Below are 24115 nucleotides of genomic sequence, written 5' to 3' on the forward strand. Positions count from 1 at the left end.
GCCGCCGGGTCAGTTCTTCGGGGTGGCCCGGCGCAGCAGCACGAAGCCGGTGAGGGCCGCGAGAGCGGTCGGCACGAGGCTCCAGAAGATCACGCCCACCGCCCCGTTCTCGACGAACCACGCGCCCACCGCCGGCCAGCTGTCGGTGAAGACGACGAGGGCCAGCAGCCCCACGATCACGAGGGCGAGGGCGGCGAAGAACACCAGCATCCCGTTCACCCGCCAGCGAAGGTAGATGGTGGCGATCCCGGAGCCGACGAAGAAGAAGAACAAGAAGATCGCGAAGTAGATCAGGAAGCGGAACCACCACGACTGGTCGGGAGGGCCGAAGTAGAACGCGGTGAACATCCGGCCGCCGAGGCCCCACCCGTTCGTGGCCTCCTCGATCACCGCGAGCACGGTCATACCCGCGCTGTAGAGCGCCGAGAGCACCACGAAGGCGAGGGCGGAGCCCAGCCAGAACTCGCGGCGCGTGACACTGAGACCGAGGCCGAACGGGAAGGTCAGGGTGATCGCCTGGATGCCCAGCACCATCATGTAGACGAAGATGTAGAACGTCGCGCCGCTGTACTGCAACCCGTCCTGGGCGTTCTGGGTGGACTCGGGGTCGCCGCGGGTGGCGGTGGCGATGATCCACCAGATGATCAGGTTGATCAGAAAGATGAAGCCGAGGATCATCCACGGGATGGCGAAGACGCTGAACCGGTTGACGAGGTGCAGCCTCATCACGGAGATCACGCGTCCTGCGCCCAGGGTGGGTGCGATCGCGGGTTCGGGAGTGAGAGTGGAAGTGGTCATGCGCTCTGCTCGAATTCCTTGTGAGGGACGTTGGTCTTCTGCACGACCAGTTGCTGCAGCGACACGGGCGAGAGCTCGAGGCCGGCTTCGACGGCTTCGACGCGTTCGCTCTGGCTGAGCCGGCCGACGGTGACGGACGAGAGTCCGCCGAGGTGATCGGTGTGGAGCACCTCGCGATGGGCGACGAAGGCGTCGACGGCGGCGCGCGTGCCCACCACCGTGGTGGCCGAGCCGCGCAGGCTGTCGGCATCCTGATCGATGATGAGGCGCCCGTCGTCGATCACGAAGACGTGCTCGAGCAGGTTCGACACCTCGTCGATCAGGTGGGTGGAGAGCACGACGGTGCGCGGATGCTCGGCGTAGTCGGAGAGCAGGCGATCGTAGAAGATCTGCCGCGCCACCGCATCCAGGCCCAGGTAGGGCTCGTCGAAGAAGGTGAGCGGGGCGCGCGAGGCGAGGCCCACGATGACGCCGATCGACGAGAGCTGGCCGCGCGAGATCTTCTTGATGCGCCGCGTCAACGGCACGCGGAAGTCGTCGATCAGCTGCTCGGCGAACACCCCGTCCCAGTTCGGGAAGAACCACGGAGCACTGCGGAAGACGTGCTTCGCCGTGAACTCCTCCGGGTACTTCTGGCTCTCCTTGATGAAGCAGACACGCTGCAGAACGTGCTTGTTCTCCACCGGGGTCTCACCGAACACCCGGATGCTGCCGCGGGTCGCGAAATCCTGACCCGTGAGTAGCTGCATCAGAGTGGTCTTGCCGGCGCCGTTGCGGCCGAGGAGGCCGGAGATGGTGTTCTCCTCGACGGAGAAGCTCACGTCATCGACGGCCGTGACGTTCTTGAATCGCTTGGTGAGGCCCGAGACCTCGATCACCGCGGTCATTCGGTGCCCTCCTGTCTGATCATCTCGACCAGCTGCGACTCCGAGATGCCGAGCTTGCCGGCTTCGGTGACGAGCGGTCGAACGTATTCGTTCTGGAATTGGTCGCGGCGCTTGGCGACCAGTCGGTCGCGTGCCCCGGTTGCGACGAACATGCCGATTCCCCTCTTCTTGTACAGAACCCCGTCATCGACGAGCAGGTTCACGCCTTTTCCGGCGGTCGCCGGGTTGATGCGGTGGAACGCCGCGAACTCGTTCGTCGACGGCACCTGCCCCTCTTCGGGCAGGATGCCGGCGATGATGTCGTTCTCGATCTGCTCCGCGATCTGAACGAAGATCGGCCGCGACTCATCCATTGCTGCGGCCGTTCGTCGGTTCGTTACTCATGTAACTAACCAACCAGGCTTGCTGCGCCGTGTCAAGGGCCGGTGCCAAGATTGGTGCGTGACCGCTCCCGAGCCTCCCCGCCCCCGTAGCTTCGCCGAGGCCGTCACCCCTGCGCCGGCGGTGGATGCGGCCTCCGCTTCCCACGTGGCGGCGGCTGTCTTCGGTGTCTCCGGGCTGGTCGCAGCGCTGGGGAGCCAGCACGACGCGAATTTCTTGCTGGAGGCGACGGACGGTCGGCAACTGCTGCTGAAGTTCGCGCATCCGTCGACCACGGTCGCCGAGCTGACCGCGCAATCGCTGGCGGCGGAGCGGTTCGCCTTTTCGGCGGCCGACATCGCCGCTCCTCGAACGCACCGGGCGCTCGACGGGTCCTTCGTGAGCGCGGTACCGATCGGCGCCGGCGGCTCGCCGTTGCTGGTGCGGATGCTCGACTTCGTCGCGGGCACACCGCTCTCGGGTTCGCGCTATCTGGCGCCCTCCGTCGTGGCGCAGTTGGGCACCTTCGCGGCGCGATCGGTGCTCGCCCTGGCCGGGTTCGAGCATCCGGGCACCCGGCGCGTGCTCGAATGGGACCTGCGGAACGCCGGCCGAGTGGTCGACGAGCTGCTGCCGGCGGTGGGGTCGGGGCCGGGCTCGGGCTCGGGCTCGGGCTCGGGCTCGGGCTCGGGCGATCTTGCTCGGCGGGTGCGGCGGGCGACGGATGCGTCGCTGCGCGCACTGTCGGCCCTCGACACGTCGCTGCCACAGCAGGTGGTGCACGGCGACATCACCGACGACAACGTCGTGGCGCGGCTGCCGGCTGAGGGCGGGCGGCTGGAGCCGTGCGGCATCATCGACTTCGGCGACGTCATGTCGACCTGGACCGTGGCCGAGCTCGCGGTGACCTGTTCGTCGGTGCTGCATCATCACGGGGCGTCGGCGGTGTCGATCTTGCCGGCGGTGCGGGCGTTCCACGCGCTGCGACCCCTGTCTTCGGCGGAGGCGGATGCGCTGTGGCCGCTGGTGGTCGCGCGGGCGGCCACCTTGGTCGTGAGCGCGCACCATGCCGCGGCCACCGACCCCTCGAACGATTACACCCGCGCGAATGCCGCCCACGAGCATCGCATCTTCGAGGTGGCGACGAGCGTGCCGGCCGCGGTGATGACGGAGCTGGTGCGGCAGGCGGCGGGCTTCGCTCCCGCGGCGCTGCGCGCCCTGCCGGTGGTGTCGCACCCGCTGCTGCCGGGTCTCGCGGATGCGTCCGTGCGGGTGGTCGACCTCTCGTCGACGAGCCCGGCGCTGGCCGGAGGGCTGTTCGCCCACCCGGATGCCGAGAGCCTCGTCGCGGCCGCCGCCCTGCGTCCCTCCGCGACCGCTGCCGGCCCGCGCGACGCGACGGCGACCGCCCGCCGCGACCCCGCCACCCCCGCCGTAGCTGCCACCCCGCGCGACCTCGCGACCACCACCGCCGCCGCCGGCCCGCGCGACGCCACCACCAGCGCCGGCCCGCGCGACGCCACCCCCTCCACCGCCGCCGCCGTGACACGCTTCGGCGAGCGCCGCCTGACCCGCTCCTTCCGCGAATCGCGCGCACCGCATCCCTGCGCGGCACTAGGCATCGAGGTGACTCTCTCCGGGCCCGGCCAGACCGTGCATGCGCCGTGGCCCGGCACCGTTCACCCTGCCGCGACCACCGGCGGGGCCGTTCGGCTCACCACCCCGGAAGGCCTCACCCTCGAACTGACGGGCGTGGCCCGGTCCGACGACCCAGTCGAGCCCGGATTCGCGCCCCCCGCCACCCGCGCGACCGACCCCGCGGCCCCCACCACCCGCGTGACCGACCCCGCGGCCCCCACCACCCGCGCGACCGACCCCGCGGCCTCCACCACCCGCGCGACCGACCCCGCGGGTGCGGTGCCGAGCGGGGAGGTCGTCGTTCGGGCCGGGGACGTGCTCGGGGCGACCAGTGCCGACACTCCGCTCGGCATCCGGCTGCTGACCGGCGACATCCACTCCGATGAGGTTCCGTGGTTCACGACCGCCGAGCTCCTGCCCGGCTGGCTGCCGTTCGCGCTCGACCCCACACCCCTGATCGCGGGCCCGGACGCCGAAAGCGCCGGAGTTCTCCAATCGTCGTCGCCACCTCGGCGTATGGAGCCGCGGTCGGCGTCTCCTTTGGAGAAGTCCACGGTCCTCACCCTCGAGTCCCGAACCGGCGACGCCGCCGCACTCCTTGAGCGGCGCGAGCGCCACCTCGCCGCCGTGCAAGAGCACTACTTCGCCGATCCGCCCGTGATCGAGCGCGGCTGGCGCCACCACCTCTTCGACACCGATGCGCGCCCTTACCTCGACATGGTGAACAACGTCGCGGCGGTCGGCCACGCCCATCCCCGCATCGCCGACGCCGTCGCTCGCCAGCTGAACCTGCTGAACACGAACTCGCGGTTCAACTACGCCTCGATCGTCGAGTTCTCCGAGCGGCTGGCGGCCCTGCTGCCCGATCCGCTCGACACCGTCTTTCTCGTCAACAGCGGCACCGAAGCGGTCGACCTGGCGCTGCGCCTCTCCTGGGCCTGGTCGGGTCGGCGCGACGTGCTGGCCGTGCGGGAGGCCTATCACGGCTGGTCGGATGCGGCCGACGCGGTGTCGACATCCGTCGCCGACAACCCCCAGGCGCTCGAGACACGACCAGCCTGGGTGCACACCCTCGATGCGCCGAACGCCTACCGTGGGCGCTACCGGGGCGCCGACGCGCACCGTTACGCCGCCGATGCCGTGGCGGCCATCGAGCGCATGCGGGCCGAGGGCGCACCGCCCGCCACCTTCATCGCCGAGCCCTTTTACGGCAACGCCGGCGGGATGCCGCTCCCCGACGGCTATCTGCAGGCCGTCTACCCCGCCGTCCGTCGCGCCGCCGGCCTCTGCATCGCCGACGAGGTGCAGGTCGGCTACGGCCGGCTCGGCGAGTTCTTCTGGGGCTTCGAGCAGCAGGGCGTGGTGCCCGACATCGTCACAGTCGCCAAGGCGATGGGTAACGGGCATCCGCTCGGCGCAGTCATCACGACGCGCGAGATCGCCGACCACTATCGCTCACAGGGCTACTTCTTCTCCTCCGCCGGTGGCAGTCCGGTGAGCTCAGTGGTGGGCCTGACGGTGCTCGACATCCTCGCCGACGATCGGCTGCAGGAGAACGCGCGCGTCGTCGGCGCGCACCTCAAGGCGCAGCTCGAGGGCTTGGCCGAGAAGCACGAACTCATCGGCGCGGTGCACGGCCTCGGACTCTACCTCGGCGTCGAACTCGTGCGCGACCGCACGACGAAAGAGCCCGCACCCCGCGAGACGGCGATGATCTGCGACCGGATGCGCGAACTCGGCGTGATCGTGCAGCCCACCTCCGACCGCCAGTGCGTGCTCAAGATCAAGCCCCCGCTCACCCTGTCGCGCGCCGGTGCCGACTATTTCGTCGACACCCTGGACGCGGTGCTCACGCACGGCTGGTAGCCCTCCTCGCGAGCCGCGAGGAGGGCAGGTCAGAGGGTCACGAGTTCGGGATGAGGGTGTACTTGGTCGAGAGGTACTCGTGGATGCCCTCGAGCCCACCCTCGCGGCCGAGCCCCGACTGCTTCACGCCACCGAACGGTGCCGCCGCATTCGAGATGACGCCCACGTTCAGGCCCATCATGCCGGTGTCGAGCTTCTCGATCATCCGCTGTCCACGTGCCAGGCTCTCGGTGAACACGTAGCTCACCAAGCCGTACTCGGTGTCGTTCGCGAGCCGCACGGCTTCGTCTTCGTCGTCGAACTCGACGACGCTCACCACCGGCCCGAAGATCTCCTCGCGCAGGATGTCGCTGTCGGCCGGCACGTTCGTGACCACGGTCGGCTCGTAGAAGCTACCTGCGCCCTCGATGCGGTGACCACCGGCCACCAGCGTGGCGCCGCGGGTGAGCGCATCCTGAACCAGCTCGTCGGCCTTGTCGACCGCGTCGTCGTTGATCAGCGGGCCGATCCCCACGCCCTCTTCGGTGCCGCGCCCGATGCGGAACGCGGCCACCTTCTCCGCCACCCGCCGCGAGAACTCGGCCGAGACCGAGCGGTGCACGATGAAGCGGTTCGCCGCGGTGCAGGCCTGGCCGATGTTGCGGAATTTCGCCAGCATCGCGCCGTCGACCGCCTTGTCGAGGTCGGCGTCGTCGAACACCACGAACGGGGCGTTGCCACCGAGCTCCATCGAGGTGCGCAGCACGTTCTCCGACGCCTGCTTCATGAGCGCGCGGCCCACCGGCGTCGACCCGGTGAAGCTGAGCTTGCGCAACCGCGGGTCGGCGATGATCGGAGCGGAGACCGCGTTCGACGTCGACGTCGTGATCACGTTGACGACCCCGCCCGGGAGCCCGGCCTCTTCGAGAAGGCGCGCGATGTAGAGGGTGGTGAGCGGGGTGAGGGTCGCGGGTTTCACCACGACCGTGCAGCCCGCAGCCAAGGCCGGAGCGATCTTGCGCGTGGCCATGGCGAGCGGGAAGTTCCACGGGGTGATGAGGAACGAGGGACCCACGGGCCGCTGCGACACCACCATCTGCCCCGTGCCTTCGGGGTTGCGGCCATAGCGGCCGGCGATCCGCACCGCCTCCTCGCTGAACCAACGCAGGAACTCGCCGCCGTAGGCCACCTCGCCTGCGGCTTCGGCCAGCGGCTTGCCCATCTCCAGGGTCATGAGCAGGGCGACCGCATCCTTGCGTTCCTGCAGCAGGTCGAAGGCGCCGCGCAGGATCTCGCCGCGCGCCCGGGGAGCTGTGGCAGCCCACTCGTCAGCCACCTCGACGGCGGCATCGAGAGCGCGGATGCCGTCTTCCGGCGTCGCATCGGCGATCGACTTCAGCACTGCACCGGTGGCCGGATCGTGCACGTCGATGGTCTTCCCGCTCGATGACGCAACCCACTTGCCGCCGATGAAGAGGCGGTCGGGCACGGATGCGAGGAGGTCGGCCTCGGATGCTGCGGTCATGTCGGTCCTTTCGAAGTGGTCGCGTGGTGTCGACCGTACGCTGTGAGTGTACAGTTCAGGGTCGGCGATCTGGCACTCGGATGGGTGCAGCTTGCCAGAGTGGCATCATGCCGAGCCGTGAAGGTCAACCCACGGCGCGGCAGGTCGGCGGTGGGCTTCGGGCGGCCGGCGCGCGCCAGGCAGCCCTCGTCGGGCGGCGGGCGCCAGGCTTCAGCGTTCCACGAGGTCGGAGGTGATCAGGTCGGCGCCCGCGTGCGCGAGCTCGGCGATGGCCGCTCGCGAGGCATCCGGTGACACCCCGGCCACCAGGTCGGTGAGCACGCGCACGTGCCGGCCGTGCTCGATCGCGTCGAGCGCCGACGCACGCACGCAGTAGTCGGTGGCGAGCCCCGCGACGTCGACCTCGGTGACACCGTTCGCGTCGAGCAGCTCGTTCACGGTGCCGCCCTCCTCGGTCGTGCCTTCGTAGATCGAATAGGCGGGTTGACCCTGCCCCTTCCGCACATGGAAGTCGATCGCATCGGTGGTCAGCTGGTCGTGGTAGTCGGCGCCCCGGGTGCCGGCCACGCAGTGCACGGGCCAGGTCGACTCGAAATCGGGTTCGCCGTCGGTGGCGAAGTGGCCGCCGTTGTCGTTGTCGGCGTCGTGCCAGTCGCGCGATGCGATCACGAGGTCGTAGGCATCCGGATGCGCCGCCAGCAGCGCCGAGATGCCGTTCGCCACCGCGGTTCCACCGTCGACCCCCAGTGCCCCGCCTTCGATGAAATCGTTCTGCACATCGATGATGAACAGTGCTCTCGACATCGTCTTCTCCGTCTTCGTCGGGTGAAGTGAGATGATTCGATTTTACGTCGCTCAGTTGTTGGAAAGGCCGTTTCCGCACTGATAGACGCCGGTGGTGAGCGCGTCGAGAGCGCTCTTCGCGCTGTCGCCGACGTCGTCGAGCGCGAAGAAGGCGAAGGTCAGCACGGTGCCGTCGGCGGCGTTGACGATGCCCGACAGGGTGTAGCCGGTGTCGATCCAGCCGGTCTTCGCGATGACGTTGCCGGCGGCCGGCGAGCTGCCGAAACGCCCGGCGAGCGTGCCGCTCTGCCCGGCGACGGGGAGCCCGTCGTAGATGACGCCGAGATTTCCCTCGCGGGCGTTGATCTTGACGAACAGCTGCGTCAGGAAGTTCGGCGACACCCCGTTGTCGTCACTGAGTCCCGATCCGTCGACGATGGTGAGCCCGCTGGTGTCGAGGCCGTAGGTGGCGAGGGCCTGCGGGATGGCGGTCTGCAGCGCGGCGAAGTCGTTGCCCACGCCGAGCTTCACCGCGACCAGCCGCGCGAGCATCTCGGCCTCGGTGTTGTCGGAGCGTTGCAGCGCATCCGGGATCATCGTCGACACCGGTGCCGACAGCACCTGACCGAGCTGCGGGGCACCCGCCGGCGCGAGACCTTCGGCGAGCGAGGCGTTCGGAGCGTCCAATGCGAGAGCAAAGGCCTGGCCGGCGCGCAGCACGGCGTTGTCGCTCCGGCCCGAGACGTTGGCCGAGGGATCGGCGCGATCGCCGTCGACCTGCAGGCCGGTGACCTCGGAGGAATAGCCGTCGACCTGCTCCTTGCGGTTCCACGAGGGCTGCCAGCGATCGCCGGAGAAGACACTCGCATCCATCACGATCGAGGTGATCTGCGTGCCCGCCGTCGCCGGATCGGCGGCCCAGGCCGCGTTCACCTGTGCGGCCAGGTCGAGCATGCTCGCGGCCCCGGGGTAGATGTTCGACGATCCGCTCGCCAGCGTGATGTCGCCGCCTCCCACGAGCACCACCTGGCCGGGCTCGGTGCCTTTCACGACGGTGGTGGGCACCCGGTGGTCGGGGCCGAGCACGGCGAGCGCGGCCGAACTGCTGAGCACCTTCATGACGCTCGCGGTGCGGGCGTAGGTGTTCGCGCCGCGGTCGAAGAGCACCTCCCCGGTCGCGGCGTTGCGCACGGCGCCGAGAAAGGTGCCGAGCCGGGCGTCGGTGGCGAGTTCAGCCACCGAGCAGGTGCGGAGCAGGGCCGGACCGGCCACCGCCGCGGGCTGGGCGCGTGGATCGGGGGTCGGCGTCGGAGTCGGAGTGGGCGTCGCTGCCGGGGTGGAGGTGGTGGCGACGACGGCGACCGGCGCGGCATCTGCTCCGGTCGAGCCGATCGCGGCACCCGCTGCGAAGGCACCGCCGCCGAGAAGGATCAGGGCGACAGCGGCGGCCGCTCCGATCCAGAGGCGCGGATGCCGGCTCACGAGAGCACGGAATCCAGGTGCGGCGGATGCGGCGGATGCGGCCGAACTCGCAGCGCCGGGTGTCGGGGGCGTCGGCGTCGGCGGCCCTACGGCTCCGGCCCCGCCCTCGGCTCCGGCCCCGCTGAGCGGACCCGTCGCGGGTGCGGGGGGCGGAACGAATGCGGCCGTTGCCGCTGCAGCGGAGACGGGAGCCGTCGCCGTGGGGTCGACTGCACTCGCACCCGCACGCGCCTCCGCTTCGGCTTCCGCCTCGCGAAGTTCACGCCGCGATTGTGGCACCCCTGAATCCGACACCTCAGCCATGGTACGCGTCGCACGCAGATGAGTCACTCGCCGGGGTAGCGCAGCCCGATCTGCTCGCGCACCTCGTCGAGCACCCGCATGATGGCCACCGACTGAGCGAGAGGCATCAGCGGGCTCTCTCTTTCGCCCGCCGTGATGACTCGCTCGAGTTCGAGCGCCTCGTACTGCATACCCCGCGAGACGACCGGATGGTCGAACCGTTCGATCACGTCGTGCTGCGAGTGGTAACGGTGAACGTGGTCGGGCCGTACCACCAGCGGTCGATGTCGATCCACGCATCCGTGCCGATGACGGCGCCGCGCACGGGGCCCGACGCGTCGAGAGCGCTCTGCGAGATCGATTGGCGCCCGCCCTCGTGCTCGAAGATCAGAGCGGTCTGGCGGTCGACGCCGGTGGCGGTCATGGTGGCGCTGGCTAGCACCCGAGTGGGGAGACCGAGGATGTCGACCGCGAACGAGATCGGGTAGATCGCGAGGTCGAGCAGGCCGCCGCCGCCGAGGGCGGGATCGTTGATGCGGTGCCTCGGATCGGCGGGCAGTTTCTGCCCGTGGTCGGCGATGACCGTGCGCACGTCACCGAGCGTTCCGGCGGCGATGATCTCGCGGATGCGCACCATGTGGGGCAGGAACCGCGTCCACATCGCCTCCATCACCACGACACCGGCCTGTTCGGCGGCAACAGCGATCCGCTCGGCCTCGGCGCCGTTCAGCGTGAACGCCTTCTCGACGAGCACGTGCTTGCCGGCGGCGATCGCCAGCAGCGAGTTCGCGGCGTGGAAGGGATGAGGCGTCGCGACGTAGACCACGTCGACCGCCGGATCGGCGACGAGGGCCTCGTAGCTCCCGTGCGCGGTCGCGATGCCGAACTTCGTGGCGAAGGCATCCGCCGATTCTTGGGTGCGTGAGCCCACCGCGGTGATGGTGAGCCCTACGGCGAGGAGGTCTGTCACGAAGCTGTCGGCGATGCCGCCCGTTCCGAGAATTCCCCAGCGGATGAGTTGCGACATCGTTGGCTCCACTCGTGCTGTGCGTTCAGAGACGACAGAAGCCCGGAATTCCGGGCTTCATGTGTGGTCGGAGTGGGGCCGCCTCCGGGAATCGAACCCGGGACCTATTCATTACGAGTGAATCGCTCTGCCGACTGAGCTAAGGCGGCCTGGCCTCGCGACTCGCGCTCGGCACAGCAACAAAGCATAGCCGATCCACGGGGCCCCCGCGGACACCCTGGACTCAGACGCGCTCGGGCACTCCGGCCACCTCGCGCAGACGCCGGTAGGCGCTCATCACCAGCTCGGGCAGTGACGTGGTGTCGGGATGCTCGGCCCAGGTCACCCAGGCCGACCGCGCCAGCGTGAGCGACAGCAGCCCGATCAGGCGCGCGCGCTCGGTGACCTCGACCGGGTCGAACTCGTCTCCACGCTTGGCCGCATCCGCTTCCAGCCGACGCACGACGGATGCGCCGACCTCCGCTTCGAACTCCCGCATGCGGTCGATCTTCAGCGCGAAGATGCGCGGGTACTGGGTCATCAGGCTGCGCCGGAGCTCGTGCAGCTCGGGGTCGACGCCGCCGTCTTCCTCGGCCTGTGCGGCCATGATGGCCATCAGGTCTTCGAGCGGATCGCCATCCGGACCCGCGTTCTCGAACGCATCCGCGATGTCATCGGTGAACGAGAACGGGGCGTCGCCCGCGAGCGAAGCCTCCTTCGAGGGGAAGTAGTTGAAGAAGGTGCGTGGGGAGACACCAGCGTCTCGACTGATGTCTTCGATCGTCACCTGGTCGAGACCGTTCTCGGCGGTCAGGCGGAGCACCGCGACCTGGATGTTGCGGCGCGTCGCCCGCCTCTTGCGTTCGCGCAGGCCGAGCTCCTCGGCAGGCGGCTGACTACGGGCGGTCATACACCCATGATCTCAGACTCCCGACCGGTCGATGCATTTTCACGCAGTTCGCCCTTGCACCGGGTGCCGGTCGTCGCCCACTCAGTTCGAACAATTCGGATCGCTCGAGGGCACCGTGCCGGACAGGAAGTACGCATCGACCACGTCGGCCACGCAGTTCGAGGAGTTGTAGGCGGTGTGACCCTCGCCCTGGAAAGTCACCAGGTGCCCGTTCTCGAGTTGACCGGCGAGTGCCTGCGCCCACTTGTAGGGCGTGGCCGGGTCGCCGGTGGTGCCGACGACGAGGATGGGGCCGGAGCCCGCGGCCGTCACCGGCGCCGGAACGCGGCGGCTCGGGTAGGGCCACTGCGAGCAGGTGATGTCGCCGTAGGTCCAGTACGGTCCGACGGTCGGCGAGGCCTTCAGCAGCTCGGCGTTCTGCTCGGCAACGACGGCCGGGTCGGTCACCGCCGGGTAGTCGGCGCAGGAGATGGCGTTGAACGACTCGATCAGGTTGTCGGCGTAGCTGCCGTCGGGGTTGCGGCTGTTGTAGGCATCCGCTAGTTGGAAGGCGAAGTCGGCGTCGCCGTTTTCGACCGAGGTGAACAGTTGGTCGAGGTAGGTCCAGTTGTCTTGGTTGTAGAGCGGGTAGAAGATCGCCGTCAGCAGGTTGGAGGCGCCGAGCTCGCGTCCGTCGCTGGCCCGCAGCGGGCTCTGCTCCACCTGCGCCAGCAGCTGCTGCACCTTGGTGAGCGCTTGATCGGCGGTGCCGTCGAACCAGCAGTCCGAGCCGTCGACGCAGCTCTGCAGGTAGGACTTCAGAGCGTTCTCGAAGCCGGCGGCCTGCGAGATCGTGATGTCGAACCCGCTCGAGGCCGGGTCTTCTGCCCCGTCGAGCACCATCCGGCCCACCTTGTCGGGGAAGTTCTCGGCATACTCGGCGCCGAGGAAGGTGCCGTAGGAGTAACCGAGGTAGTTGAGCTTCGGGTCGCCGACGACCGCGCGCAACATGTCGAGGTCGCGGGTGGTGCTGTCGGTGTCGATGAACTCGAGCAGCGGGCCGGTGTTCTCGGCGCACTTGTCGGCGAAGTCTTTGGCGGCTGCCGTGTAGGCGTCGATCCACTCCTGCGAGCCGCGCTCGCCTGGAATGATGTCGTAGAGGTAGGCGTCACGTTCTTTGTCGGTGAGGCAGTGCACCGCATCCGAGTGGCCGGTGCCGCGGGGGTCGTAGCCGATCAGGTCGTAGCTCGCCTGCAACGACGGATGCGCTGCGAAGTCGGCCGACTGCTCTACCAGGTCGAAGGCCGAGCCACCCGGGCCGCCCGGGTTCACGAACAGGCTGCCGAGCTTCGTGCCTCCCGATGCGGGCTTCTTGATCATCGCGAGCGAGACGGTGTCTCCACCGGGGTTCGACCAGTCGAGCGGAGCGGTTGCGGTGGCACAGAGGAACCCGTTGTCACAGGACTGCCAGTCGAGCACCTGCCCGTAGAACTTCTGCAACGCGGCCGGCACGTCTTCGCCCGTCGGAGACGAGGTCGACGGCGCGGAGCTGGAGCCCGCGGCCGGGAAACCGTTCTGCGGGCCGGTGAACCACGTCGCGCATCCGGAGAGCGCCAGCATCGCTGCCGTGACGATCGTCAATGCGGTCAGCGCGCGTCTCGCGGGGGTTCGTCGACTCCGTGTTTGTCGGATCACCGGGCAACCTTTCGTGATGCGGAGCGGCCCGCCTCGGCGAGCGTGATCAGCATGGCTTCGAGCGCGAGGGCCGGGGCCACGTTAGCGGCAATCCTCCGCCGCGCGTCTGAGATCGCGTCCATGGCAGCGAGGGTCGATGGCGAATCGTTATTCTCCGCCGTGCGCCGCACCTCGGCCGAGATCGCCTCGTTCACCAGCTCGACGCGGGCACCCAGCTGCAGCAGCACGATGTCGCGGTAGAGCGAGAGCAGGTCGGTGAGGATGCGGTCGATCCCGTCGCGGAGACTGCGCGTCGCCCGCCGCTTCTGGTCGTCTTCGAGCGACTTGATCTGCGAGCGGAGGCCGGGCGGGATGGCCTGGCCGGGCTCGATGCCGAGTGAGCGCAGGGCCGCGGCCCGCTCCTCCGCATCGCGCTCCTCGGTGATGGCCTGGGCGTCGGCCCCGGCGATCTCGAGCAGCTTCGCAGCACCGCGCACGGCGTCGCCGACCGTGGCGACGGAGAGGGCGAGTTCGATGGTCTCCGCGCGCCGGGCGCGCGCCTCGTCGTTGGTGGCGAGGCGGTGGGCCATGCCGATGTGGCTCTGCGACTCGCGTGCGGCGCGCTCCGCCGTCTCGGCGTCGACCCCGTCGCGCTTCACGAGCAGGGCCGCCACGTCGTCGGTGCTCGGCACCCGCAGGCGCACGGAGCGCACCCGCGAACGGATGGTGGGAAGCAGGTCGGCCTCGCTCGGCGCGCAGAGAATCCACACCGTTCGCTCCGGCGGCTCCTCGAGGGCTTTCAGCAGCACATTCGAGGTGCGTTCGGCCATCCGGTCGGCGTCTTCGATCACGACCACGCGGTAGCGGGCGACCGACGGCGAGAACTGCGACGAGGAGACGAGCTTGCGCACCTCGTCGATCGTGATGACGACGCGGTCGGTGGCGAGGATCGCGAGATCCGGATGCGTGCGGGCGGCCACCTGACGACAGTCGGCACACACGCCGCACCCGCCCTCGCGGCAGAGCAGGGCCGACGCGAAGGCGTAGGCGAGGTTCGAGCGACCCGACCCGGGAGGGCCGGTGATGAGCCAGGAGTGGGTCATCGAATCGGGCGCCGCGGTGGCCGTTCCGACGGGCACGGCGGAGCTCTCCGCGGCGGCGCGGAACACCTCGATGGCGGCCCCTTGGCCCGTGAGGTCGTCCCAGACGGTCATGGCTTCAATCTACTGGGAGCGTCTGACAAGGAGCTCTTCGACCCGTTGCCGGATGACGGCCGCGATCTCCTCGGGCGGCAGCGCCGCATCGACCACCAGGAACCGCTCGGGTTCTGCAGACGCCAGAGCGAGGAAGGCCTCGCGCACCCGACGGTGGAAGTCGCTCTTCTCGGCCTCGAGGCGGTCGAAACGCTTGTTCGCTCCGTCGAGGCGGGCACGCGCGACATCCTCGTCGAGATCGAGCAGGATCGTGACGTCGGGCAGCAGCCCCTCGGTGGCCCAGAGCGACAAGTCGCGAATCTCCGCGGCATCCAGCACCCGCCCGGCGCCCTGGTAGGCGACCGAGGAGTCGAGGTAGCGGTCTTGCACCACCACCTCGCCGCGTTCGAGGGCCGGGCGCACCTTGGCGGCGATGTGCTGGGCGCGATCGGCGGCGTAGAGCAGGGCTTCGGCGCGCGGCGCGATGTGGCCACGACTGTGCAGCACGATCTCCCGCACCTCGGTGCCGAAGTCGGTGCCGCCCGGTTCACGCGTGCGCACGACCGTGCGCCCGCGCTCGGTGAGCCAGTTCTCCAGAATCTCGGCCTGCGTCGTCTTTCCGGAGCCGTCCCCGCCCTCGAGCGTGATGAACACGCCGTTCACTTCTTCGGAGCGGCCTTCCGTGCGGGCGCCTTGCGTGCCGCGGGCTTCTTCGCGGCGCCGGCCTTCGGCTTCGCCGGGCCCTTCGCACGCTTGTCGGCCAACAGCTGCACGGCCCGCTCGAAGTCGACCTCGTCGACCGTCTCGCCGCGCGGGATGGTCGCGTTCGTGACACCGTCGGTGACATAGGGGCCGAAGCGACCGTCCTTCACCCGGATCGGCTTGCCGCTCTCGGGGTCGGCGTCGAACTCCTTCAGCGCGGATGATGCACGACGAGCGCCGTACTTGGGCTGTGCGAACAGCTCGAGTGCGCCCGGCAGGTCGATCTCGAAGATCAGGTCTTCGCTCTCGAGCGACCGGGTGTCGGTGCCCTTCTTCAGGTAGGGGCCGAACTTTCCGCCCTGGGCGGTGATCGGCTCACCCGACTCGGGGTCGTCGCCGACTGTACGCGGCAGGTTGAGCAGGCGCAGGGCCGTGTCGAGGTCGATCGTGGCGAGGTCCATCGACTTGAAGAGAGATGCCGTGCGCGGCTTGACCGCGGCGGCGGCCTTCTTCGCTGCCGGCTTCTTGGCCGGGGCCTTCTTCGCTGCGGTAGCACCGGTCGCGGGTGAGGCTTCGGTGTCAGTCGGCGTCGCACCGGCTTCCGTGGCCGGGGCCTCGGCAACGACGGGTTCGAGCTCGGTGACGTACGGACCGAAACGGCCGTCCTTCGCCACGATCTCCTTGCCGTTGTCGGGATTCACGCCGATGATGCGGTCGGTGACGACCGGAGCGTCGACGAGTTCGCGCGCCTTCTCCGGGGTGAGCTCGTCGGGTGCGAGCTCCTGCGGCAGGTTGACGCGGCGCGGCGGCGCCTCCAGGTCACCCGAAGGGTCGAGCACCTCGAGGTACGGACCGTACTTGCCGATGCGCAGAGTGATGTCATCGGTGATCGCCACCGAGTTCACGGCCTTGGCGTCGATGTCGCCGAGGTTGTCGATGACGTTGCGGAGACCCGGGTGGCCTTCGCTGCCGAAGTAGAAGCCGTTCAGCCAGTCGACCCGGTCTTCTTCGCCGTCGGCGATCTTGTCGAGGTCGGCTTCGAGGGCCGCGGTGAAGTCGTAGTCGACCAGGTCGGCGAAGAAGTCCTCGAGCAGGCGCACCACGGAGAACGCGGTCCAGCTCGGCACCAGCGCCTGACCGCGGGGGGTGACGTAGCCGCGATCGATGATGGTGGAGATAATCGACGCGTAGGTCGACGGCCGGCCGATGCCGAGCTCGTCGAGCGCCTTCACCAGGCTGGCCTCGGTGTAGCGCGGAGGCGGCGTGGTGTCGTGGCCGGCGGCCTCGATGTCGACCGCGTCGAGGGCCTGGCCCTCTTTCAGCGTGGGCAGCTTCGCCTCGGCCTGCTCGTTCGAGGCGTTTCGCTCCTCATCACGGCCTTCTTCATAGGCGTGCATGAAGCCGCGGAAGGTGATGACGGTTCCGGATGCCGAGAGCTCGGCCGTGGTCGCGCCACCCAGCTCCTCGACGGTGACCGGACCGGCCGCGATCGTGACCGATGCCGTCGAACCGCGCGCGTCGGCCATCTGTGAGGCCACCGTGCGCTTCCAGATCAGGTCGTAGAGCTTGAAGTCGTTTCCGCGGAGCGCTGACGACACCTCTGACGGCGTCTTGAAGACCTCTCCCGACGGACGGATCGCCTCGTGAGCCTCTTGAGCGTTCTTGCCCTTGCCACTGTAGAGACGCGGCTTGTCGGGGATGGTGTCGGCTCCGTAGAGCTTCGTGGCCTGGTTGCGCGCCGCGGTGATCGCCTGCTGCGAGAGCGAGGGCGAGTCGGTTCGCATATAGGTGATGTAGCCGTTCTCGTAGAGCGACTGCGCGACACTCATGGTCTGCCGTGCCGAGAAGCGGAGCTTGCGCGAAGCCTCCTGCTGCAGGGTCGACGTCGTGAACGGCGCCGCCGGGCGGCGGGTGTAGGGCTTCGACTCGAGGTTCGTGACCCGGATGTCGACACCATCGGCTTCGAGGGCCTGCTTCAGCGCGTTCGCCGCGCTCTCGCCGAGAGCCACCGCCTTGCTCTTGAGCTTTCCCTGCTCGTCGTAGTCGCGGCCGCTCGCCACTCGTTCGCCATTGAGGCGAACGAGTCGGGCCTCGAAGGAGTCGGCGACCGAGCCCTCCGGGTTCTTCGCGGCATCCTCGGGAGCGAGCACGACCGTGAGGTCCCAGTAGTTGGCGCTCGTGAAGGCGAGTCGCTCGCGCTCACGGTCGACCACGAGGCGGGTGGCGGCCGACTGCACGCGACCGGCCGAAAGGCCCGGCCCGACCTTGCGCCACAGCACCGGCGACACCTCGTAGCCGTAGAGCCGGTCGAGGATGCGTCGGGTCTCCTGAGCGTCGACCAGAGCGTCGTCGATCTGACGGGTGTTGTCGCGTGCCGCTTCGATCGCTTCGCGGGTGATCTCGTGGAAGACCATCCGGTGAACGGGCACCTTCGGCTTCAGCACCTGGAGCAGGTGCCACGCGATCGCTTCGCCTTCGCGGTCTTCATCCGTTGCGAGGTAGAGCTCGTCGGCGCCGGCGAGGGCTTTCTTCAGTTCTGCGACCGTCTTCTTCTTCGCATCCGACACCACGTAATAGGGCTCGAACTTGTTTTCGACGTCGACGGAGAACTTGCCGAGGGAGCCCTTCTTGAGTTCGGCGGGCAGATTCTTGGGCTCGACGAGGTCGCGGATGTGTCCGACCGAAGCCATCACGTCGAAGCCTTCGCCCAGGTATTGGGCGATCGACTTCACCTTCGTCGGCGACTCGACGATGACGAGCTTTCTCGGGCTGGACAACTGTTCTCCTTATATATGTCACAAGGCGGCCGACGAACATCCGGAATGAGTCCGGAGCGACTCCGTGCACCTTCGCGGCCGATGACGGTTACGACTGATCCGTCAGGCACACCATACACATACCCTGCCTGGGGGAACCTAATCAGGCCGTTCGCCCACGAAGAAATCAGCTCCCATTGCGCCTGCAGCGTAAGGAGGGACAATGGTGATGACCACTTCAATGGAGAGGGGCTGGGCACCATGGCAGCAACCGAGAACGACAGCTACACAGCGAAGTTCACCGACGGACCGCTCGAAGGAAAGACCATCCGCACCGACTTCACGGATGCCGGTGAACCACACGCGCGCCTCACCATCCCGGCCGCGTCGAGCGCGAAGAAGTACCTCTACCGGCGCTCGTCGGGCCTGGAGTTCGGCGAGTCCGAGCGCCCCAGCGCGGTCGACTACCGCTACGTCGAGGCCATCGTCAGCTGAGGCCGGAGCCGACCGGTCAGCGGATGAGCTGACGTGTCAGCGGAGCTGGCTGCTCACCGGATGAGCTGAATCGTCAGCGGAGTTCGGGTGGCCCGGCACGAGCGGAGGCGTCGATCGAGACGCCGAGCACGGTGGCAGAGACCCGCACGGTCGCACGACCACTCGGGTCGACTCCGCAGTCCGAGAGGGACACTCCGAGAGCTCCGGCGAGCCCCGAGGCCGCGTCGCACGGCGAGCCGGCGACGCGGCCGGATGCGGTGTCGGCTGCGGCGAGCGCCGCCGCGTCGGCGGCGCCCTGAAGGTGCTGCCGCGCAGAGAGCGCACCGCCGATCGGCGCGATCGCGACGAGCAAGGCGCAGAGCACCCCGATCACGGCGAGGCCCGTGATCCCTCCGCTTCCGCTCTCCCCCGCCACGCCAACCACATCGCCCGTCGCGGCGGACGAATGGACCGGTGCTCTGGTCGCATGGGCGTGGCGGAGGAGCCCGCCCGCATCGCTCGTTCGGGGTGGATGTCGAGTCATCGGCCTGCCGGCTCCGGGGCGGGCATCGTGGTGTCGTCGAGCGCGCATCCGCGCCCATCGAAGGAGAAGAGCGCGCCGAGGAGCCCCGGCGACACCTCGGCTCGCGCGGTCACGCAGACCACCGAGCCGAGGTGTTCGACGCTCATCTGCGCTCCCGGCTGTGCGCGAGCCACTCGGGATGCGGCCAGGCTCTCGGAATCGCCGCGACCGAGGATGCGCGCGGCGTCCGCCGCCGCATCCGTCAACGCCACCCGCACGGCGCCGAGTTGCACCACGCCCACGGCGAGCGCGAGCACCACGGCGACGGCCGGCAGGATCATCGCGAATTCCGCCGTCACCGAGCCCGACTCGGATCGCCACCGGTCAGACCGAGATGGAGAGCGCACGATGGATGATGTCGGTCAGCATGCCCTTGATGTCGTCGCCTCGCAGAACGACGACGAGCAGCCCGGCGAACCCGACGGCGGCGAGCGTCGCGATCGCGTACTCCGCCGTCGCAGCGCCCGACTCCTCGCGGAGGGCGCGTGCTGCTCGCCGGAGCAGCTCCGGCGCGCTGGGGTGGTGGGACGTCGGGCTGTGCACGAAGGCAGCAGTGGTGAGCGGGATGGACATGGTGGTGTTCCTTTCTACGGGGGGGGTGATGAGAAGCGTCGATGGGAGCGCACGCGGGATGACGATGGGGTGCACATTGAGCGTCGATGGGAGCCCACGCGGATGGTCGATGCGAGTGCAGGTGTGAGCGTCCATGGGGCTCATGCGGAGTGTCGGTGGCCTCCTCATGTGCGATCGCCGATCACGCGAGGTCGGTGCTGGAGAGCACACCGATCAGCACGGGCGCGACCGCGAGGAGCATGAAGGCCGGGAGTACGCACACGCCGAGTGGGAGCATCAGCCAGGTGCCGAGACGAGCAGCTCGCTCCGTGGCTTGGCTGACGGCGTCACGCCGCACCCGCGCGGCCTCGTTGCGCAGCAACTCGCCGGGTGGCGCCCCGGAACGCGCTGCGAGGGCGAGCACCGACTCGACGGCTGCCGAATCGGAGTCGGCGTCGAGCCCGAACCGCGACATCGTCTCGCCGACGAGTTGTCGTGCCTGAGGCAGGGAACCACCACCGGCGACGGCCACCGCAACGAGGTCGAGCGACAGTCCGGGGGCCGACTCGATCCGTCGTGCACGGCGGAGCAGGGCACCGCTCCAGAAGCGCCCCGTCGCCATCAGGATGAGACCCGACGCGAGGCAGGCGAGTCCGGGCGGGGACCCGAGCAAGGCCGACCCGGTGTCGAGCCCGAGCAGCCATCCCGACGCGAGCGAGATGATCGGCAGCACAGCGACGAGCCTGGTCGTCGCCGCCGGCCCCGCCAGCGCAGCCGATGTCTCACGTTCGACCTTGCCGACAGCACGCAACGAATCGGCGATGTCGTTCAGGCATCGGGCGAGCGGAGCACCCGCTTCGCTCGCCACGAACCAGGCGGCCGCGAGCACGCTCCAGGGATCGCCGTCGAGACTCGCCGTGTTCGCACGCGATCGGCTCGACGGCACGCGACCTCGGGCGGCCATCGCGACGGCTTCAGCGACACCCGCTCCGCGCTCGATCCGGCGAGCGATCGACAGGAGCACCCGATCATCGGCGCCCTCGGCCGCGTAGCTCCACGCCGTCGCGGGGGAGACGCCGGCTCCGATCAAGACAGCCAGCCGCTCCACCACGGCTCCGAGGTGCTCGGCGGCCGGCCGGCGACTCCGCCCGCGCGCAACCGTCTGCGGCACGGCGCGCGGCGGCGTGGTCGACCCCGCTCGACTCCTCCGATGCGGGTGGCGGTTCGATGACGTGGTCAACACGATGCGCCCTCGAGCGCGGACTCGCTGGTCACACCCGCGTCGATCTCCGGCACCGGCACTGGCACAACCACCGGCACGACCACCAGCCGGTCGCGCTCGTCGAGCGCCAGCCGCCCGAACTCCTCGATCTCGCGCCGCTGCTTCGATCGCCGCAGATGGCACACGAGCCCGATCGCACTCACCGCCTGACGCGCCACCGCCTCGGCGTTGAGCCCGGCCAGCGCACCGAGCGCTTCGAGGCGAGCCGGCACGTCGGCGATCGCGTTGGCGTGCAGCGTGCCCGCTCCCCCGTCGTGCCCGGTGTTCAGCGCCGAGAGCAGTTCACGGATCTCAGCCCCACGGCACTCGCCGAGCACGAGCCGATCGGGACGCATCCGGAGCGCTTGGCGCACCAGTTCGGCGAGCCCGACGGCGCCTGCGCCCTCGAGGTTCGGCTGCCGCGCTTCGAGCGCGACGACGTGCGGATGGTCGATACGCAGCTCGGTCACGTCTTCGATGACGACGAGGCGGTCGCCCGGATCGGCCGCTGCGAGGAATGCGGAGAGGAAGGTCGTCTTGCCGCTGCCTCCGGCGCCGGAGATCAGAACGTTGGTGCGGTCGCGCACGGCCGACTCGATCAGCGCGCGACGAGACGCGCCGAGCGAACCCGCCCCGAACAGTCCCCGTTGGTCGAGCTCGCCGATTCGAGGATGCCCGCGCTGCGGGACCCGCACCGAGATGAGCGTTCCGCCCGTCGAGATCGGTGGCAGCACGACGTGCACCCGTCGGCCTTCCACCCGCACGTCGACGCACGGCGTCGACTCGTCGATGTGCCGCCCGCCGCGCGCGACGAGGCGCACCGCGAACTCGCGCAGCCGATCTTCACCGGGGCACGACCATTCGGTCTCGAGGCAGGCGCCCGAGCCACGATCGACCCACAGTTCTCGATGACCGTTGACGAACAGGTCGGTGACGGATGGGTCGTCGAGATAGGGGGCGAGCGGGCCGAAGGCCGAGTCGGGAGGGCGGGTCATGCCGAGAATCTACGAGTCTCAGAAGCCCGGTAGACCGGGGGCGGTGGATCGGTGGAGAACCCGGCTCGCGCATCCGATTGTGGAGAACTGGTGAAGCGGCCGTTAAAGATAAAGGGGCGGCACCCAATGGGGGGAAGGGTGCCGCCGCAGCAACGCTGGATTGGGGGGAATCTCTATTGCGCTGCATCCAAACACGAGGTTTGGTAGCTCCGAGTTTACTCGTTGGAAACATGCACGCAAACCACTCCAGCGAATTCTCAGCGACGTTCTCGACGCCTCGCCGACACCCGCGCAGGCGTCGAAAAACGCTGTCCGACCGTGCGGCGTCACGGAGTCCTCGCCCGCCGACGGGGTGCAGTATCGTCGGAGAAGGTTCGGCGCAAAGGAGCAGCGGAAGCATGACCATGAACAACATCGACAACCTCTTGCACGAGTCGCGCAGGTTCCCGCCGAGCGAGGTCTTCGCCGCCGGGTCCGCCGAGACCCGGCGGCTCTATGAGGAGGCCGCGGCCGATCGCGAGGGGTTCTGGGCCAAGCAGGCGAAAGAGCTGCTGCACTGGCACAAGCCCTTCACCCAGACGCTCGACTGGACGAACCCGCCCTTCGCGAAATGGTTCGGCGACGGCGAGCTGAACGTCGCCTACAACTGCCTCGACCGGCACGTGCTCGCAGGCAACGGCGACCGCGTCGCGCTGCACTGGGAGGGCGAGCCCGGCGACCAGCGCACCATCACCTATGCCGAGCTAACTGCCGAGGTCAAGAAGGCCGCGAACCTCCTCGCTGCCCTCGGCATCGGAGCCGGCGACCGGGTCGCCATCTACCTGCCTGTGGTTCCCGAAGCCCTCATCGCGATGCTCGCCGTCGCCCGGCTCGGTGCCATCCATTCCGTCGTGTTCGGCGGATTCAGCGCCGAGAGCCTGCGCGCCCGCATCGACGACGCCGAAGCCAAGCTCGTCATCACGGCCGATGGCGGCTACCGCAAGGGCAAGGTCTTCCCGCTGAAGGCCGCGGTCGACGCGGCACTGACTCTGACCGACAAAGCAAGCTCCGTCACGAACGTGCTGGTGGTCAAGCGCGGCGGCAACGACGTCGAGTGGACCCACGGCCGCGACCTCTGGTGGCACGACGAGATCGCCCAGGTCGACTCCGAACACACCGCCAAGCCGTTCCCCGCCGAGAACCCGCTGTTCATCCTCTACACGAGCGGCACCACGGGAAAGCCGAAGGGCATCCTGCACACCAGCGGCGGCTACCTCACCCAGGTGGCGTTCTCACACCGGCAGGTCTTCGACCTCAAGCCCGAGACCGACGTCTACTGGTGCACGGCCGACGTCGGCTGGGTCACCGGCCACAGCTACACCGTCTACGGCCCGCTTGCGAACGGCACCACGCAGGTGCTCTACGAGGGCACGCCCGACACCCCGCATCCGGGTCGCTGGTGGGAGCTCATTCAGAAGTACGGGGTCACGACCCTCTACACGGCGCCTACCGCGATCCGCACCTTCATGAAGCTCGGGCGCCAGATTCCGCAGGAGTTCGACCTCTCGAGCCTGCGCGTGCTCGGTTCAGTCGGTGAGCCGATCAACCCCGAGGCCTGGATCTGGTATCGCGACGTCATCGGCGGTGGCGAGACGCCTGTGGTCGACACCTGGTGGCAGACCGAGACGGGCGCCATCATGGTCTCCGCCCTGCCCGGGGTCACCACCCTGAAGCCGGGGTCGGCCCAGGTGCCGCTGCCCGGCATCTCGATCGACATCGTGACGGATGACGGCACGCCCGTGGGCAAAGACGAGGGCGGCCTGCTCGTGGTCACCGAGCCCTGGCCGGCGATGCTCCGCGGCATCTGGGGCGACCCGGAGCGCTTCAAGGAGACCTACTGGGAGAAGTTCGGCGACCGGTACTTCGCCGGCGACGGCGCCCGCTACGACAAAGACGGCGACATCTGGTTGATGGGCCGCGTCGACGACGTGATGAACGTCTCCGGGCACCGCCTGTCGACGGCGGAGATCGAATCGAGCCTGGTGGCGCATCCGATGGTCGCCGAAGCCGCCGTGGTCGGCGCGAGCGACGAGACCACCGGACAGGCCGTCGTCGCGTTCGTCATCACCCGCGCCAGCCAAGCGGATGCCGCGGGCAAAGACGATGCGGCCGCCGTGCTGCGGGCGCACGTGACGCAGCAGATCGGCGCGATCGCCCGGCCTCGTCAGATCTTCATCGTCTCCGAGCTGCCGAAGACCCGCTCGGGCAAGATCATGCGCCGCCTCCTGCGCGACGTCGCCGAGGGCCGCGAGATCGGTGACACGACCACGCTCGCCGACGCGAACGTCATGACCCTCATCAGCGAAACGCTGCGTTGACCCCGCTGACCTCGTCGCGATTCGCCAAAATCCGCCCTCATTCACGCTGAAGAGGGCGGATTGTGGCGAGTCG

21 protein-coding genes and 1 tRNA gene are annotated in these 24115 nt (G+C 68.9%); 3 read left to right on the forward strand and 19 right to left on the reverse strand.

The window, feature by feature from the left end:
* Positions 1–9 precede the first annotated feature (9 nt).
* Genes N1027_RS00995 through N1027_RS01005 form a run of 3 tightly spaced genes read right to left on the reverse strand, consistent with a single transcriptional unit; the run spans position 10 to position 2038 of the window.
* On the reverse strand, positions 10–798 hold the full coding sequence (locus N1027_RS00995) for a hypothetical protein (RefSeq protein WP_259504120.1): 789 nt from the start codon (positions 796–798) through the stop codon (positions 10–12).
* Complete coding sequence (locus N1027_RS01000; RefSeq protein ID WP_259504122.1) at positions 795–1685, reverse strand: ABC transporter ATP-binding protein; 891 nt, start codon at positions 1683–1685, stop codon at positions 795–797. The genes N1027_RS00995 and N1027_RS01000 overlap by 4 nt, the downstream gene beginning before the upstream one ends.
* Positions 1682–2038 carry a GntR family transcriptional regulator gene (locus N1027_RS01005; protein ID WP_259504133.1) on the reverse strand — a complete coding sequence of 119 codons (357 nt, stop codon included), beginning with the start codon at positions 2036–2038 and terminating at the stop codon, positions 1682–1684. The genes N1027_RS01000 and N1027_RS01005 overlap by 4 nt, the downstream gene beginning before the upstream one ends.
* 88 nt (positions 2039–2126) lie before the next feature.
* Between N1027_RS01005 and N1027_RS19775 the strand changes: the two genes are divergently transcribed.
* Positions 2127–5549: an aminotransferase class III-fold pyridoxal phosphate-dependent enzyme gene (locus tag N1027_RS19775; RefSeq protein WP_308199757.1), complete on the forward strand. Its 3423-nt coding sequence runs from the start codon at positions 2127–2129 to the stop codon at positions 5547–5549.
* Positions 5550–5586: 37 nt separating this feature from the next.
* Here N1027_RS19775 and N1027_RS01020 read toward each other — a convergent pair whose 3' ends face one another.
* From N1027_RS01020 to topA, 11 genes are all read right to left on the reverse strand, one after another.
* Entirely contained in the window at positions 5587–7053 is a 1467-nt protein-coding gene (locus tag N1027_RS01020; RefSeq protein WP_259504135.1) for an NAD-dependent succinate-semialdehyde dehydrogenase, read from the reverse strand.
* A gap of 210 nt (positions 7054–7263) precedes the next feature.
* Positions 7264–7857 carry an isochorismatase family protein gene (locus N1027_RS01025; RefSeq protein ID WP_259504138.1) on the reverse strand — a complete coding sequence of 198 codons (594 nt, stop codon included), beginning with the start codon at positions 7855–7857 and terminating at the stop codon, positions 7264–7266.
* Between the two features lie 51 nt (positions 7858–7908).
* Positions 7909–9612, reverse strand: coding sequence for a D-alanyl-D-alanine carboxypeptidase/D-alanyl-D-alanine endopeptidase (gene dacB, locus N1027_RS01030; RefSeq protein ID WP_259504140.1), 1704 nt, complete (start codon positions 9610–9612; stop codon positions 7909–7911).
* 32 nt (positions 9613–9644) lie between these two features.
* Complete coding sequence (locus N1027_RS20045) at positions 9645–9830, reverse strand: hypothetical protein (RefSeq protein WP_308199758.1); 186 nt, start codon at positions 9828–9830, stop codon at positions 9645–9647.
* On the reverse strand, positions 9827–10627 hold the full coding sequence (locus tag N1027_RS01035; protein WP_308199759.1) for a Gfo/Idh/MocA family protein: 801 nt from the start codon (positions 10625–10627) through the stop codon (positions 9827–9829). Before N1027_RS01035 ends, N1027_RS20045 begins: the two co-directional genes overlap by 4 nt.
* 73 nt (positions 10628–10700) lie before the next feature.
* Positions 10701–10776 (reverse strand) — tRNA-Thr (locus N1027_RS01040).
* Positions 10777–10850: 74 nt separating this feature from the next.
* Positions 10851–11516: a TetR family transcriptional regulator gene (locus N1027_RS01045; protein WP_259504143.1), complete on the reverse strand. Its 666-nt coding sequence runs from the start codon at positions 11514–11516 to the stop codon at positions 10851–10853.
* A gap of 81 nt (positions 11517–11597) precedes the next feature.
* Complete coding sequence (locus N1027_RS01050; RefSeq protein WP_259504146.1) at positions 11598–13136, reverse strand: alpha/beta hydrolase; 1539 nt, start codon at positions 13134–13136, stop codon at positions 11598–11600.
* Between the two features lie 50 nt (positions 13137–13186).
* On the reverse strand, positions 13187–14383 hold the full coding sequence (locus tag N1027_RS01055) for a DNA polymerase III subunit delta' (protein WP_259504148.1): 1197 nt from the start codon (positions 14381–14383) through the stop codon (positions 13187–13189).
* A 9-nt stretch (positions 14384–14392) separates the two neighbouring features.
* Positions 14393–15025, reverse strand: coding sequence for a dTMP kinase (gene tmk, locus N1027_RS01060; RefSeq protein ID WP_259504150.1), 633 nt, complete (start codon positions 15023–15025; stop codon positions 14393–14395).
* A complete protein-coding gene (topA, locus tag N1027_RS01065; protein ID WP_259504152.1) occupies positions 15022–17841 on the reverse strand; it encodes a type I DNA topoisomerase in 2820 nt (939 codons plus the stop codon). The genes tmk and topA overlap by 4 nt, the downstream gene beginning before the upstream one ends.
* A gap of 240 nt (positions 17842–18081) precedes the next feature.
* Here topA and N1027_RS01070 point away from each other — a divergent pair, with 240 nt between their 5' ends.
* The gene (locus N1027_RS01070; protein WP_259504154.1) at positions 18082–18315 is read left to right on the forward strand and encodes a hypothetical protein; all 234 of its coding nucleotides are present in this window, start codon (positions 18082–18084) and stop codon (positions 18313–18315) included.
* A gap of 73 nt (positions 18316–18388) precedes the next feature.
* On the opposite strand, the gene N1027_RS01075 is transcribed toward N1027_RS01070, so the two are convergent.
* From N1027_RS01075 to N1027_RS01095, 5 genes are all read right to left on the reverse strand, one after another.
* On the reverse strand, positions 18389–18730 hold the full coding sequence (locus N1027_RS01075; protein WP_259504161.1) for an Rv3654c family TadE-like protein: 342 nt from the start codon (positions 18728–18730) through the stop codon (positions 18389–18391).
* 104 nt (positions 18731–18834) lie between these two features.
* The gene (locus N1027_RS01080; RefSeq protein WP_259504163.1) at positions 18835–19176 is read right to left on the reverse strand and encodes a TadE family type IV pilus minor pilin; all 342 of its coding nucleotides are present in this window, start codon (positions 19174–19176) and stop codon (positions 18835–18837) included.
* Between the two features lie 25 nt (positions 19177–19201).
* Positions 19202–19450 carry a DUF4244 domain-containing protein gene (locus N1027_RS01085; RefSeq protein WP_259504166.1) on the reverse strand — a complete coding sequence of 83 codons (249 nt, stop codon included), beginning with the start codon at positions 19448–19450 and terminating at the stop codon, positions 19202–19204.
* A gap of 181 nt (positions 19451–19631) precedes the next feature.
* Positions 19632–20600 (reverse strand): type II secretion system F family protein, encoded by a 969-nt coding sequence (locus tag N1027_RS01090; RefSeq protein ID WP_259504168.1) that lies wholly within the window; start codon positions 20598–20600, stop codon positions 19632–19634.
* A gap of 65 nt (positions 20601–20665) precedes the next feature.
* A complete protein-coding gene (locus N1027_RS01095; protein WP_259504170.1) occupies positions 20666–21685 on the reverse strand; it encodes a TadA family conjugal transfer-associated ATPase in 1020 nt (339 codons plus the stop codon).
* A gap of 398 nt (positions 21686–22083) precedes the next feature.
* On the opposite strand from N1027_RS01095, the gene acs reads away from it, so the two are divergent.
* Positions 22084–24042, forward strand: a complete 1959-nt coding sequence (gene acs / locus N1027_RS01100) for an acetate--CoA ligase (protein WP_259504173.1) — start codon at positions 22084–22086, stop codon at positions 24040–24042.
* Positions 24043–24115: the final 73 nt, after the last annotated feature.

It is taken from the genome of Herbiconiux aconitum, from assembly GCF_024979235.1.
Lineage (GTDB): Bacteria > Actinomycetota > Actinomycetes > Actinomycetales > Microbacteriaceae > Herbiconiux > Herbiconiux aconitum.

Excerpts from the sequence above, each read along its gene's own strand:
- N1027_RS00995 (WP_259504120.1), bottom strand. The coding sequence starts at position 798 with ATGACCACTTCCACTCTCACTCCCGAACCCGCGATCGCACCCACCCTG.
- N1027_RS01085 (WP_259504166.1), bottom strand. The coding sequence starts at position 19,450 with ATGTCCATCCCGCTCACCACTGCTGCCTTCGTGCACAGCCCGACGTCC.
- N1027_RS01055 (WP_259504148.1), bottom strand. The coding sequence starts at position 14,383 with ATGACCGTCTGGGACGACCTCACGGGCCAAGGGGCCGCCATCGAGGTG.
- N1027_RS01035 (WP_308199759.1), bottom strand. The coding sequence starts at position 10,627 with ATGTCGCAACTCATCCGCTGGGGAATTCTCGGAACGGGCGGCATCGCC.
- N1027_RS01005 (WP_259504133.1), bottom strand. The coding sequence starts at position 2,038 with ATGGATGAGTCGCGGCCGATCTTCGTTCAGATCGCGGAGCAGATCGAG.
- N1027_RS01025 (WP_259504138.1), bottom strand. The coding sequence starts at position 7,857 with ATGTCGAGAGCACTGTTCATCATCGATGTGCAGAACGATTTCATCGAA.
- N1027_RS01095 (WP_259504170.1), bottom strand. The coding sequence starts at position 21,685 with ATGACCCGCCCTCCCGACTCGGCCTTCGGCCCGCTCGCCCCCTATCTC.
- N1027_RS01000 (WP_259504122.1), bottom strand. The coding sequence starts at position 1,685 with ATGACCGCGGTGATCGAGGTCTCGGGCCTCACCAAGCGATTCAAGAAC.
- N1027_RS01045 (WP_259504143.1), bottom strand. The coding sequence starts at position 11,516 with ATGACCGCCCGTAGTCAGCCGCCTGCCGAGGAGCTCGGCCTGCGCGAA.
- N1027_RS01020 (WP_259504135.1), bottom strand. The coding sequence starts at position 7,053 with ATGACCGCAGCATCCGAGGCCGACCTCCTCGCATCCGTGCCCGACCGC.
- acs (WP_259504173.1), top strand. The coding sequence starts at position 22,084 with ATGACCATGAACAACATCGACAACCTCTTGCACGAGTCGCGCAGGTTC.
- N1027_RS01070 (WP_259504154.1), top strand. The coding sequence starts at position 18,082 with ATGGCAGCAACCGAGAACGACAGCTACACAGCGAAGTTCACCGACGGA.